The 12,858-nt window shown below is 68.7% G+C and carries 10 protein-coding genes; 5 read left to right on the plus strand and 5 right to left on the minus strand.

From position 1 onward, the window contains the following. Positions 1-145: 145 nt before the first annotated feature. The gene (locus ACFYO0_RS07250) at positions 146-1,093 is read left to right on the plus strand and encodes a DUF4394 domain-containing protein (RefSeq protein ID WP_388671961.1); all 948 of its coding nucleotides are present in this window, start codon (positions 146-148) and stop codon (positions 1,091-1,093) included. Between the two features lie 326 nt (positions 1,094-1,419). Here the strand turns inward: ACFYO0_RS07250 and ACFYO0_RS07255 are convergent, their stop codons facing one another. Continuing rightward, positions 1,420-2,442 (minus strand): aldo/keto reductase, encoded by a 1,023-nt coding sequence (locus tag ACFYO0_RS07255; RefSeq protein WP_388671964.1) that lies wholly within the window; start codon positions 2,440-2,442, stop codon positions 1,420-1,422. A 136-nt stretch (positions 2,443-2,578) separates the two neighbouring features. Between ACFYO0_RS07255 and ACFYO0_RS07260 the strand changes: the two genes are divergently transcribed. After that, positions 2,579-3,469 (plus strand): AraC family transcriptional regulator N-terminal domain-containing protein, encoded by an 891-nt coding sequence (locus tag ACFYO0_RS07260; protein WP_388671967.1) that lies wholly within the window; start codon positions 2,579-2,581, stop codon positions 3,467-3,469. A 12-nt stretch (positions 3,470-3,481) separates the two neighbouring features. On the opposite strand, the gene ACFYO0_RS07265 is transcribed toward ACFYO0_RS07260, so the two are convergent. From ACFYO0_RS07265 to ACFYO0_RS07275, 3 genes are all read right to left on the minus strand, one after another. Continuing rightward, a complete protein-coding gene (locus ACFYO0_RS07265; protein WP_344395465.1) occupies positions 3,482-3,688 on the minus strand; it encodes a hypothetical protein in 207 nt (68 codons plus the stop codon). 208 nt (positions 3,689-3,896) lie between these two features. Continuing rightward, a complete protein-coding gene (locus ACFYO0_RS07270; protein ID WP_388671970.1) occupies positions 3,897-5,282 on the minus strand; it encodes a zinc ribbon domain-containing protein in 1,386 nt (461 codons plus the stop codon). A 518-nt stretch (positions 5,283-5,800) separates the two neighbouring features. Further along, positions 5,801-7,246, minus strand: coding sequence for an MFS transporter (locus tag ACFYO0_RS07275; RefSeq protein WP_388671973.1), 1,446 nt, complete (start codon positions 7,244-7,246; stop codon positions 5,801-5,803). 105 nt (positions 7,247-7,351) lie between these two features. Between ACFYO0_RS07275 and dusB the strand changes: the two genes are divergently transcribed. Continuing rightward, a complete protein-coding gene (dusB, locus tag ACFYO0_RS07280; protein WP_388671976.1) occupies positions 7,352-8,506 on the plus strand; it encodes a tRNA dihydrouridine synthase DusB in 1,155 nt (384 codons plus the stop codon). A gap of 248 nt (positions 8,507-8,754) precedes the next feature. On the opposite strand, the gene ACFYO0_RS07285 is transcribed toward dusB, so the two are convergent. After that, positions 8,755-9,207, minus strand: a complete 453-nt coding sequence (locus ACFYO0_RS07285) for a peptidoglycan-binding protein (RefSeq protein WP_388671979.1) — start codon at positions 9,205-9,207, stop codon at positions 8,755-8,757. A gap of 568 nt (positions 9,208-9,775) precedes the next feature. Here ACFYO0_RS07285 and ACFYO0_RS07290 point away from each other — a divergent pair. After that, on the plus strand, positions 9,776-12,130 hold the full coding sequence (locus tag ACFYO0_RS07290; protein WP_388671982.1) for a sensor histidine kinase: 2,355 nt from the start codon (positions 9,776-9,778) through the stop codon (positions 12,128-12,130). Beyond that, entirely contained in the window at positions 12,127-12,783 is a 657-nt protein-coding gene (locus ACFYO0_RS07295) for a response regulator (protein WP_388671985.1), read from the plus strand. The genes ACFYO0_RS07290 and ACFYO0_RS07295 overlap by 4 nt, the downstream gene beginning before the upstream one ends. Positions 12,784-12,858 lie beyond the last annotated feature (75 nt).

Here is a 12,858-nt window from a genome sequence, read left to right on the forward strand (position 1 = left end):
ATTTCAAATGCCCCGGTTCTGTCTCGTCCGTAACGGATGTAACAGAACCGACGGATTCGCAATCCAAGGCCCAAACCGTTCCGAAGAGGTGGGCATACGCGGCCCGCAGGGGGTGGGTCGCAGTGAACCTCTCACGGGGGCATCAATGCGTAAGCAGGCAATCATCGGCGTCGCGACCATGGCGCTGGCCATCGGAACCGTCGGCTGTGTCGCGGGGAGTGACGGGGAGCAGGGGGCCGCGTCGTCAGCGGCGGCCTCGTCCTCTTCGGCGATCGAGGCCAAGGGTGGTGCCGGGGCGCTGCCGGCGGGCTCGGGTGGGCGGCTCAGTGCCATCGGGCTCACCGACAACCAGCGGCTCGTCAAGTTCCGTGTCGACCGGCCGAACCGCACCCTCCCGCTCGGCAAGGTGAACGGGCTCAAGGGTGACAGCAAGTTGGTCGGCATCGACTACCGCGTACAGAACGGCAAGCTGTACGGCGTCGGGGACCGCGGCGGCGTCTACAGGATCCGCGAGATCGGCGCCAAGGCCACCAAGGTCTCGCAGCTGAGTGTGGCCCTGCAGGGCAATTCCTTCGGCGTCGACTTCAACCCGGCCGCGAACCGGCTGCGGGTCATCAGCGACACCGGCCAGAACCTCCGTCACAACATCGACGACCCGGCCGGCGCTCCGGCCGCGGGCGCCACCGCGGTCGACGGCACGCTCACCAACCCGCCGGTTCCGCCCGCCACGACCGGGGCCACGGCGCAGGGGGTGACCGGCGCCGCGTACACGAACAACGATCTCGCCGCGGCGACCGCCACCACCCTCTTCGACGTGGACACGGCTCTCGACCAGGTCTCCGTCCAGTCCCCGGCCAACGCCGGCAACCTCGCGTCCACCGGCAAGCTGGGCGTGGACGCCGGCCCGAGCGCGGGCTTCGACATCTACACCTCGACCCGTTCCGGCTCGAACACCGCGTACGCCGTCCTGCGCGTCGACGGCAAGCAGCGGCTGTACCGGGCGGATCTGCTGAACGGCTCGGTGGCTCGTACCGGGACGTTCGACAGTGGTCGGGCGGTGGTGGACGTGGCGCTGCCGCTGCGGCAGGGCTGAGTCGCGATGGCCCGCACGGTCGAGGTACGGATCTGAGACCGCGCCGGTGAGCGGGTGGGCCCCTTCGGGAGCGCCCACTCAGGGGCGCGGCTTCGGGTGTGGCCCACTCAGGGGCGCGGGGAGGCGCAGTCTTTCAGGGGCGCGGGGCTGTGACATATGCGGCTCCGCCGCGGGGCGCGAGCAACCACGACGGACCCGCAGTCGCCGAACCGCGGAGCCACCCCGACGAACGCCCAAGGGCGCCGGAACCCACGGGTTCCGGCGCCCTCAGGCGTACTGCCGAGCCCAGCGGCAGCGTCACCGCGAGGGCCCAGGGCCTGGAGGCCTCACCAGGACGGCATGATCGCCTCGGGGTAGCGGGACCCGGCCGCGCCCTGCGGCAGGATCTCCTGGACACGGGCCAGGTCCTGCGGCGTGAGCGTGACATGCGCCGCCGCGACGTTCTCGGCGAGGCGCTGCGGGCTGCGGGTGCCCGGGATGGGCACGATGTCGTCGCCCTGGGCCAGCAGCCAGGCCAGCGCCAGTTGCGTGACCGTGCTGCCCTTGGCGTCGGCCAGCGCGGTCAGCTCGCGGATGGCGGCCAGGTTCTTCTCGTAGTTGCCGGGCTGCCAGCGGTCGTCCCAGCTGCGCATGTCGTCCGCGGGGTAATCGGCGGCGGGCTTCACCGCGCCGGTGAGGAAACCGCGGCCCAGCGGTGAGTACGGTACGAAACCGATGCCCAACTCGCGGACCACAGGCAGTACTTCGGCCTCGACTGCCCGCTCGAACACCGAGTACTCGGTCTGCAGCACGGACACAGGGTGGACGGCATGGGCGCGCCGCAGGATGTCCGGACCGGCCTCGCTGAGCCCGAGGTACCGCACCTTGCCTTCGGCGATCAGCTCGCCGACGGCGCCCGCCACGTCCTCGATCGGTACGTCAGGGTCGACCCGGTGTTGGTACAGGACGTCGATGTGGTCGGTGCCGAGGTGGCGCAGGCTGTTCTCGGTGACCTCACGGATGTGGTCCGGGCGGCTGTTCAGCGCGAAGCCCGCGCCGTTCTGCGGGACGCTCATGTCGAAGCCGAACTTGGTGGCGAGGACGATGTCGTCGCGGAAGTCCTTCACGGCCCGGCCGAGCAGTTGCTCGTTGCTGCCGGTGCCCATGCCGTACAGCTCGGCGGTGTCGAAGAGGGTGACGCCGAGGTCGTACGCCCTGCGGATGGTGGCGATGCCGCCGGGTTCGTCGCCGGCGCCGTACGCCATGGTCATGCCCATCGTGCCGAGACCGATCGCCCCGGCCTCAAGGCCCTGCGTGCCGAGCTTGCGCTTCGGCAGGTTCCTGCTCTGGTTCTTGTCCTGCTGTGTCATGCCGTCGACGCTATGAGCGCGGGCACCGCGAGGTCATGGGGCGCAGACCGCATAGGATTGCCTGATCCTCTCACCGATCCCGCTCAGGAACCGGCACAGGAACCCACTCAGCACCTCGCTACCCAGGGAGCGCTCCATGCTCGACGAGCTCGCGTCGGCCATTGCCCGGCACGGCAGCGACATGTGGTCCGACACCGCGGTGCCACGCCTCCGGCTGGTGACGCTGGACGAGCCCGTCATCCCCGTCGACGTGCTGTACGAGCCGATGATCTGTTTCATCGTCGACGGTTCCAAGAGCTCTGTAGCGGGCGACCGGAGCTGGAGGGCCGGGAGCGGGGAGATCTACTTCAACTCCCTCGTGCTGCCGGTGACCGCCACGTTCGAGCGGTTGCCGTACCGTTCGGCCGTGCTGCGGCTCGACGGCCCGACGCTCGCCGATCTCCTGCTGGAGCTGGACGGCATGGACCCCGTCCCGCTCACCGAGCCCGAACCCGGCGGCCGGATCACCGCACCGATGACCCCGGAGATCCTCGACGCGGTCACCCGTTGGGTACGGCTGCTCGACACCCCGGACGACATCCGTCCCTTGGCGGCGCGTATCGAGGGCGAGATCCTCTACCGCCTGCTCGGCAGCCCCCTAGGCCCGCTCCTGCGCCACTTCACGCTTGCCGACACGCCAGCGGCCCGGGTCCGCACGGCGGCCAGGTGGATCTGCGAGCACTACACCGAGCCGCTCAGCATCGAGAAGATCGCGGCGGTGGCCCACATGAGCCCCGCCACCCTGCACCGCCACTTCAAGTCCGCCACCGGCATGAGCCCGTTGCGCTTCCAGAAGCATCTGCGACTTCAGGAGGCCCGCCGCCGACTGCTCGCCGGCGACACCACGGCGGCGCTGGTCGCGGAGGCGGTCGGGTATGTGAGCGCGACGCAGTTCAACCGCGAGTACCGACGGGCGTACGGACTGCCGCCCGCCCAGGACGCGGCCCGCCTGCGCGGTCGGCTGGTGAGCGCCGGGCAGGCACGGTAGGGATCGGTTCCGCTATCCCTCCGACGGATCCACCGTCGCCTGATGAGCCTCCGCGAGGTGTTCCTCCGCCTTCAGCCACGGCAGGAACTGCGCGCCCTTCTTCCAGCCGCACGTATCGCATCTGACGGTGCGCTGCATCCCCGCGCGTTGAACCCGTACGACGTGCTCGCGGCCGTGCTGATCCCAGCGGCTGACCTTGCTCGTGTTGATCTCCAGCATGACGCCTCCCGGCGATGGGCATTCCTGGAACACCTCTCTGGTTGCGCAGGATTGAGAATGCCGGACAGACCGAGGGGCTCGCACTGGTTCGCGGGCATCAGTTACGGCACAGTCGGGCCGGTCGCCTCCCTCGAGGAGTCGGCTCATGGTTGGGCAGTTGATGTTGGTCTTGCTGCACACTGCTTCCTTATTTCGTTGGCATCTTTGCCTAAATTGGATATTTCGCTCTCCGCCCTGGCGGGCTGGAGTCCTGGACCGGCAGTCTGGTCCGGTGGCGATCGGCCCGTTCCTGGAGGATCTGCCTTACTCGCATGTGCGGTGTGTGCAGGGAGATGTCAGGGTCTCCGTCTCGTTCCAGGACGTTGATCGCTCCCGCGTGGTCTGCCTGCCACACGTCCCCGCACTGGGTGCAGTGAAGCCAGTTCCCCTGACGCTTGCCGAGGATCCGGCAACAGGGGACGACTTGTGACGTATAGGCCGCGTTGACCAGCGTCAGCGCAGAACCTCTGCGCTCTGACACGTGTGTGAGTGCCTCGGCCGTGATGCCTTTCGTCCACGCGGCGAGGCGGCGGTTGGTGTTCTTGCCCAGTTTCTTCCGGGACACGAAGGGCCGGCTGAGGTCCTCGGCGACGATGTGCCTCGCCTTGTCCACGACGGCGTGGACGGCGGTGAAGGTCACCGTGCGCACGCGGGATGCGAACCGACGGCGGCGCCTGTCCCGCTTGATGGTGCCGAGGTTGTTGGCCGCGATCCGGTCGGCCTTCGCGTGGTCACCGGCGTTCCGGGCCCTTTCGACGACGGCTCGGATTTTGGCCCGGCGAGCGTTCTTGGTCTTGAGGTAGTCGGACTCGGCCCGCAGCAGATTGCCGAGTTCTTGACCATGATGATTACCCTCGGAGTCGGTGAGAACCTCGCTGTATCCCTTGTCCACACCGACCTTCGCCGCCCCACAGGGACGCATCTCGCGCAGGTCGGGCGCGTCGATGGCGTAATGGACTTCAACGCGCCCGTTGCGAAGGATGAGCCGCAGGGTGCCGGTGGGAGCGACGGTGGTGGTAAGTGGAATGCTGATCATCTTCCGGCGCACCAGGGACGGAACCGCGAGCCAGACGTTTCCCCCTTTGGCCAGGGTGAAGGTGCGGTATTGGTCGGAGCGCACCACGATCTGGTTCACGGTGCGGGAGACGCCACGGCGCCAGTGTTTGCGCATGAGACGGCACAGGAATGGATCGTTCGTCCAAGTGTCGTGCCTGAGCGCGGTGTACGCGTCCCTGAGCTCCTTCTCCGTGTGGTAACGGCGGTGGATTGCTTTGCGTACGAGTACCTTTGCCGCTTCACGGGATGCCTTGATGTCGGCCACTGCGTCCCGCACAGTCTCCTTCCGCGCGTTCGCCAGTACGCCGAATGCGGTAGCTGTGCCGTCAGCCAGCCACTGGTCGCGGATCTGCCGGTCTGAGATGCCAACTCCGTTGACCGACCCGTACCTGCGCCACACCAGCGCCCGCACCACACCCAGCCGGTGCGCTTGCTCGGTGAGTTGGCCGTATTTCCCTCTGCTGAGGTTGTTGCTGTAAGCGATGCGGGTGACCTTCACCAGCTACCGCCGGTCAGCTCGTCCTTCAGTGCTTTCTTGCAGCGGCGCGGTCTGCCCAGACGGCATGAGGGGGCGTGCGTGACCGCGAATAGATCCTCCACCGGTTCCAGCCACGGGGACGGCAATTCCGCGTTGGCGATGACGATATCGCAGCGATGCCGGTTCGCCGCGTGGCCGATGCCCCGTCTGGAGGCCGTGATGTACCAGTGCTGGCGCTGGACGCTGACAGTGGTGTCCCTGCTCGTGCGATGTCGAGAGTGAGTCTTCCGTAGCCCGTCCATCCCCCACCCCTGCTCGAAATCTGCCCCGACAACTCGGTCACTGCATCCAACGAGGTTCGCTCGTAAAGGTCACGTATTCGATGTCGGAAAATTCGTTCTCATTCCGAGGCGGCGAAAACGCTGGCGGACACATGCGGCGGCACCAAAGACTGCCCAGAGCGGCTCCTTCACGAGAACCCGTTTGAGCACACGTCAGCAGCAGTTTCATTCCGCTGCTCAGGGAGGTCGGTGAGAGCCTCAGGCCAGTACGTCCGTCTGCGCCTTGACCTCCGCCGACTCCAGCCGTTCCGCCGTGCGTTCGGCCGTGCTGCGGGCCCAGCGGCCGCTCGTCAGGGCGCCGACGAGCAGGACCGAGAGGCCGCAGGCCGCGATGATCCACCAGCCGGGGCGGGCGGCCGGGACGAAGACCTCGCGGTACGGGGACGAGCCCACACCCGCGGCGAGTACGGCGCCGATCACGGCGACACCCAGGGTCTGGCCGATCTGGCGGCTGGTGGAGGCGACCGCGGCGGCGACACCGGCCTGGGCGCGGGGCATGCCGGAGACGGCGGTGTTGGTGATGGGCGCGTTGACGAAGCCGAAGCCGAGGCCGAAGAGGACGTAGCCGATGACAAGCGTCACGTTCGACGTCTCGGCCTCGAAGGCGGCGAAGAGCACCCCGCTCGCGGTCATCGCCACTCCGGCGACCAGGAGGGAGAGGCGCGGGCCGCGGCTGCCGACAAGGCGGCCGGACAACGGGGCGGACACGAAGGTCAGGGCCGCCATCGGGAGCATCCACAGTCCCGCGCTCAGGGCGGTGAGCCCGCGCACGTTCTGCAGATAGAGCGTCGAGAGGAAGAGGAACCCGCCGAGCGCCGCGAACGCGCTGATTGCCACAACCGTGGCCCCGCTGAACGGCGCCGAACGGAAGAAGCGCAGGTCGATGAGGGGTTCGGCGCGGCGCGGCTCGTACCACAGGAGGCTCAGCAGGGCGGTCAGGGCGAGGGCGCCGAAGGCGATGACCTTGGGAGCGCCCGAGTGGGGGGCCTCGATGATCGCGTACGTCAGGGAGCCGAGCAGCGCGATCACCAGGAGCTGGCCGACCGGGTCGGGGCGGCGGGCCTTCGGGGCGCGGGACTCGGGGACGTAGCGGAAGGTGAGCAGAAGGGCGGCCAGGCCCACCGGGAGGTTGATCCAGAAGATCGAGCGCCAGCCGACCGAGTCCACGAGAAGGCCGCCGATCAGAGGGCCGGCCGCCATCGATATGCCGACGACACCGCCCCACACCCCGATCGCGCGGGCGCGCTCGCGCGGATCCGTGAACGTGTTGGTGATGATCGACATCGCGACCGGGTTGAGCATCGAACCGCCCACCGCCTGCACCATCCGGAAGACGATGAGCGATTCGAGGTTCGGCGCGAGGGAACACAGCACCGAGCCGATCGTGAAGACGACCAGCCCGGCCATGAAGACCCGCTTGCGGCCGATACGGTCGGCCGTCGACCCCGCGAGCATCAGCAGCGAGGCCAGCACCAGCGTGTACGCGTCGATCGTCCACTGGAGGCCGGACGTACTCGCTTGCAGTTCGCGCTGCATCGAGGGCAGCGCGACGTTCAGCACGGTGTTGTCGAGGCTCACGATCAGCAGGCTCAAACAGCAGATCGCGAGGACCAGCATGCGGCGGCGAGGGCTGAGCTCGGGCATTGCTCCAGAGTACGCGATGTCGGTAGTGCGTCTAACTAACGATCGCGCGACGGTCGCGGCCGAAGGCTGTGGCTCGTGCTCGTCGGCGTACGGGACAATGGGGCCATGCCCACGCCCACACCTCTCCTGAACTCCACGCTGTCGATCGGCCCGCACCCGGTGCAGCCGCCTGTCGTCCTCGCCCCCATGGCCGGGATCACGAACGCGCCGTTCCGCACGCTGTGCAGGGAGTTCTCCGGCGGCAAGGGGCTGTTCGTCAGCGAGATGATCACGACGCGGGCGCTGGTCGAACGCAACGAGAAGACCATGCAGCTGATCCACTTCGACGCCTCGGAGACTCCGCGCTCGATCCAGCTGTACGGGGTCGACCCGGCGACCGTCGGCAAGGCCGTGCGCATGATCGCGGAGGAGGACCTCGCCGACCACATCGACCTCAACTTCGGTTGCCCGGTACCGAAGGTGACGCGCAAGGGCGGCGGCTCGGCCCTCCCGTACAAGCGCAACCTGCTGCGCGCGATCCTGCGCGAGGCGGTGAGCGGCGCGGGGGACCTGCCGGTCACGATGAAGATGCGCAAGGGCATCGACGACGACCACATCACGCACCTGGACGCGGGCCGGATCGCCGTCGAGGAGGGCGTGACGGCGATCGCCCTCCACGGCCGGACGGCCGCGCAGCACTACGGCGGTACGGCGGACTGGGACGCGATCGCCCGCCTCAAGGAGCACGTGCCGGAGATTCCCGTCCTCGGCAACGGCGACATCTGGTCGGCGGACGACGCGCTGCGGATGGTGCGGGTGACTGGTTGCGACGGGGTGGTGGTCGGCCGGGGTTGCCTCGGTCGGCCGTGGCTGTTCTCTGACCTGGTGGCAGCGTTCGAGGGGGGTACGGCCGAATACGCCCGTCCGACCCTCCGGGAGGTCGCGTCCGTCATGGTCCGGCACGCGGCCCTGCTCGGCGAGTGGATCGGGGACGAGGCGCGCGGAGTCATCGACTTCCGCAAGCATGTGGCCTGGTACCTGAAGGGGTTCGCGGTGGGGTCGGAGATGCGCAAGCGCCTCGCGATCACGTCGTCGCTGTCCGAACTCCGTTCCGGGCTCGACGAGCTGGACCTGGACCAGGCGTGGCCGACGGGCGCGGACGGGCCCCGCGGCCGTACGTCCGGCAACAACAGGGTTGTTCTGCCGGACGGTTGGCTGAAGGACCCGTACGACTGCACGGGAGTCGGCGAGGACGCGGAGTTGGACACGTCCGGGGGTTGAGTGTTCGCTGCGGGCGCGTGAGGGCTGGTCGCGCAGTTCCCCGCTCCCATTGCCGGATGGGGTTGCAGGCGGTGGTGCCGGGCCCAGGTGCTCGGGCCGCGCGGGTGGCGGCGCAAGCGGTCGAGTGAACGCCGCCGCTGTGAACAACGGCGGCGCCCAATTCCGGGCCGCGCCTTCCCCTCGCCAGGGCACGGACCGAACGGTCCCGAATGTCCACGCCGGGAACCGGGCGGCGGATCAGCTGTTCGTCAGTTACAGCTGATCCGCGCCCCGGTTTCCATGCTGTAGTTCGCCCACACCATCGCATCCCGCGTATTGGGGCCGTAATCGCCGTCCGCCCTGACACCCACCCTCCTCTGAACGGAGATGAGCGCCGACTCGGTGAGGCCTCCGAAGACTCCATCCGTTGCCAGGCCGTATCCGTAGCAGGAATTCAGGTTCTTCTGAAGGGCGCGGACTGCCGTGTTGCTCATCCCCCGGTCCAGCCAGCAATTGCTCCCATCGCCGGTGACGTAGGGGATGTACTTGTAAGAGGTGGGGTTTGTGACTCTGTTGTAAATGGTAGCCCCGTAGCTGCAAGGGGAGGCAGCCGTGGCCGCGGTCGCGGACGGCGCGCCGGCGAGGACGCCGCCGAGGAGGCCGGCCAGAAGGGCCCCCGTGGCCGTAGCCGACTTGGCGCGCCCGCTTCGGATTTTGATCAACTCTGCTCCACCTTCCGATTGTCGGGCGGATTGCCCGAGTTCCTGCAGGACGGGACTGCGGATGCGACTGAAGCAGCGTGAACTGAGGATCACTGGTTCGATGCGGGATGCTCCTGCCGGTGTCGGCTGCCCGGGTCATGAGCGGAAAAGTGAAAGTGAGGTCATGCGTGCCCGCCACGGCCGGTGTCAGCCCCGTACGACGGGCACAGTAGCCCGGCCCGGTCGCTGAGTGTGCCGGTCGTTTGCCCCACAAGGAACGGCCGCCGCGCACACCGGAATACGCGCAAGGCAGCGGCCGAGACCGCCTCTCGTTCACAGCCGTGACCTCGTTGAGCTCGACTGCCGCTGCAAAACGCGGGCAGGTCAGTTGTCGTTCGGCGGCTGGAATTCAGAAGGCCGACCCCGACGCCTTCATCGCACCGAGGCCCGGGGTGAACGGGCGCTCTTCCTTGATCGTGGATCAACTACCCTTGTTGCTGTGCGGCATGGGGGATACGGGGGGAACGGGGATGGGGCCGCTGAGCCGATAGACGGGCCCGGAGACGGGCCCAGGTCCAGTGAGCGCCTGTTGAACCTGACCCTCGAGCGGTACGGGGTGTGGCTCCGGTCCACCGTGGTCTGCCTGGGCAGTGCGCTGGGTGTCGTCTCGGCGGACGAGGCGGAGATTCCCCTGGCGATGTCTCTGCTGGTGCCCGCCGTCCTGGCCTGCGGTGTGCGCCTCTACGCGCTGCGTCACCCGCTCCCGTTCGCCCTGCTGGGGGCGTTGGACGCGGCCGTGTTGGTGCTGACAGGACTGTCTCAGCCGGTGCTCGGCGGCGACGGCGCGGATCTGATGGTGGAGGCGATTGTCGGCATCAGCGTCATCACTTTCCAGCACGAGTGGGCGACGCGCCCAGTGGCCGGGGTTGGCCTGGCCGCGTTGGGGGCTGTCGTCTGCGTGCTGGGCGACGTCCTCTCCTCGCCCGGACACAGCCCGGAGTTGGTACCCCTGGTGCGCATGCTGATCGAGGCGGGCCTGTCGAGGGCCGCCTACCTCATCGTTCGGGCGCGGGCCAGGGCGGCTGACCGGTCGGCCGCGGCCAGGGCGGCGTCGCGCCGGGAGGCCGAGGCAGCCGCCGCACGGAGGGCAACCGAGCGCGAGTACCTGGCGACCCTGCACGACACGGCGAGCGCGACACTGCTGATGGTCTCCCAGGGCGACGGCCGGGACTGGTCGTGGCTGCCTCTACGTGCCAGACAGGATCTGGAGGCATTGTCCGCCATGCCCGGATTCGAGACGGAGAGCGTCGACCTCGCGGAGCTTCTCGGCTGTGTGCCCGAGGGTGAGGGACAGGCCAGGGTGCAGCTCAAGACGCACATCGACGGCCCGCTCGCGATTCCGTCCGGGCCCGGGCTCGCGATATTCAACGGGGTCCGGGAGGCCGTCACCAATGTGGCACGCCATGCCGGAGTGCGGGAGGCAGAGCTCAGGGCATGGGCAGAGGAGGACGGCGCCGTCGTCGAACTGTCCGACGCGGGACGGGGCTTCGATCCGCAGTCCGTCCCCGCACGGCGCCGGGGCATCTCCGGTTCCATCATCGGCAGGATGCACGCGGTCGGCGGCTCCGCTTCCGTTACCTCATGTCCGGGCACCGGGACCCTCGTGCAGTGGCGCTGGCACGGCCGGGCTCGGGCGTCATGGGCAGAAGCTCGGGCGTCACAGGCAGCAGACGGAGCGCAGGTGACCGACGGCGTACCGCGCCCGCCCCGCGCCCAGGCACAGCACACCGCTGTCGTCCGCCTCATCCGCGGGCAGCTGCTTTACGGGGCCCAACTGGCCGCGCTGCTGATCAGCCTGGTGGCGCAGTTCGCCATCTCGCTGCGCCAGCTCACTGCCTACCAGGGCGTGTACCACCCTGCGTGGGCACAGACAGCGGCCTTCGTCTGCCTCGCCGCCGTCGCGGCGACCGGGGCCGCCTATCTGCTGCGCGGCAGGCAGGTACCGCCGAGGGTGCGCTGGTGGAGCCTGGGCGCTGTACTGACCGTTTCGGCGACAGGCGCGTTCACGCTCCCGCCGGAGCGGTTGACAGGTGCCGAGGACTGGGCGTTCGGACTGGTCGGCTGGCATGCGCTGTTCCTGCTGGCGGACCTGCGGGTCAGGGCGTTCGCGGCGTTCCTCGGGGCGCATATCGGTCTCAACGCGGCCGCTGTGTTCTTGTCGGGGGCGCCAACCGCCGCGGAGTCGGCCGCCATGGGGATCTCCACGGTATCCATCTGCGGCTTCCAACTCTCAGTCGCTGTACTGCTGACGCGCCTGCTCCACGGTATGGCGCCGGCAGCGGGGACCGCGGCCGCACAGGAGGAGGAACTGCGTACCCGGGAACGCATCCATGAGGACATGCAGCGTGATCACAAGGAGCGCTACCGCGCCCTGACGGCGACGACAGTGCCGCTGCTCGTGGGCCTTGGCCACGGTGTGCTGAGCCCGCACGACGAGGAAGTCAGGCTGCGGTGCGGCGTGGAAGCCGCCCGTATGCGCCGCCTGTTCGCGGAGAGCGATGCCGTCCTGGACCCGCTGCTGAACGAGTTGCGGGCGTGCGTCGAGGTGGCCGAACACCAAGGGGTGACGGTGAGCCTGGCCGTACGAGGCCATTCTGGCGAGGTGCCTGTGGAGGTGCGCAGGGAGTTGGTCGACCCGGTGGCGGTGATTTTGGGCCGCACCCGCTCGACCGCGCGGGTGACGGTCGTGTGGACCCCCCGCGCGGTCCGGGTGAGCGTGGTCAGCGAGGACTGCGCCGGCGGCCGTGGCACGGCAGAGGCCACTCAAACGCACGGCCGTGCCACGGACGCGGAGGTGACCGTGGCCCGAACAACGCGCGGTGGAAGTGTGTGGGTGGAGGCCGGCTGGAGAAGACCGGCGGCCTCCGGAGTTGAGCTGACATGAGTGACAACGCACCAGTGAGCGTGGTCGTCGTGGACGACCATCCCGCCATCCTCGCGGGCATAGAGGCGTGGTACGCCGCATCGCGGCGGCCCATCACCGTGGTCGCGGCCGGCGGCTCCGTACGGGAAGCCTGGACTGCGCCGGGCAGCACCGCCGATGTGGTCGTCCTGGATCTGCAACTGGGCGAGGGCGGCCTCGCCTTCGGCAGCCTTCGAAGACTCGTCGACGCCGGGCGGCAGGTGGTCGTCTATTCGATGCGGGATGACGAGAAGACAGCACTCGGCTGCCTGGACCTGGGAGCCGCGACCTTTCTGACCAAGAGCGAGGGCCGAGAGCACCTGGTCGAGGCGACGCTGGCAGCGGCCGATGAGCGGCCCTACATGCCGCCGGCGCTGGCCGGCGCGCTGGGAACCAACACCCGCGCCGACCGCCCCCTGCTCTCCGCGCGCGAGGAGAACGTGCTCATCGAGTGGTTCCAGTCGGAGTCGAAGGAGTTGGTCGCGCAGCGTCTCGGCATCTCCGTACGGACGGTCAACTCGTATCTGGACCGGGTGCGGATCAAGTACGCGAACGTCGGGCGCCCCGCGCGGACCAAGGCAAGCCTGGTGGCCCGCGCCATCCAGGACGGGCTGGTCGACGTGGACGACCTCTGAGTACGGGCAAGAGGACGGACGACCTCACCTCTCGCCGCCCACTGACACTCATCGTGGACCCGCACTCGCGAACCG

The sequence above is a fragment of the Streptomyces sp. NPDC006365 genome (assembly GCF_042870755.1).
In the GTDB taxonomy this organism is placed as follows: Bacteria; Actinomycetota; Actinomycetes; order Streptomycetales; family Streptomycetaceae; genus Streptomyces; species Streptomyces xiangluensis.

Bases quoted from the DNA above. Each gene is read 5' to 3' on its own strand.
- ACFYO0_RS07250 (WP_388671961.1), top strand. From the start codon at position 146: ATGCGTAAGCAGGCAATCATCGGCGTCGCGACCATGGCGCTGGCCATC.
- ACFYO0_RS07255 (WP_388671964.1), bottom strand. From the start codon at position 2,442: ATGACACAGCAGGACAAGAACCAGAGCAGGAACCTGCCGAAGCGCAAG.
- ACFYO0_RS07260 (WP_388671967.1), top strand. From the start codon at position 2,579: ATGCTCGACGAGCTCGCGTCGGCCATTGCCCGGCACGGCAGCGACATG.
- ACFYO0_RS07265 (WP_344395465.1), bottom strand. From the start codon at position 3,688: ATGCTGGAGATCAACACGAGCAAGGTCAGCCGCTGGGATCAGCACGGC.
- ACFYO0_RS07275 (WP_388671973.1), bottom strand. From the start codon at position 7,246: ATGCCCGAGCTCAGCCCTCGCCGCCGCATGCTGGTCCTCGCGATCTGC.
- dusB (WP_388671976.1), top strand. From the start codon at position 7,352: ATGCCCACGCCCACACCTCTCCTGAACTCCACGCTGTCGATCGGCCCG.
- ACFYO0_RS07295 (WP_388671985.1), top strand. From the start codon at position 12,127: ATGAGTGACAACGCACCAGTGAGCGTGGTCGTCGTGGACGACCATCCC.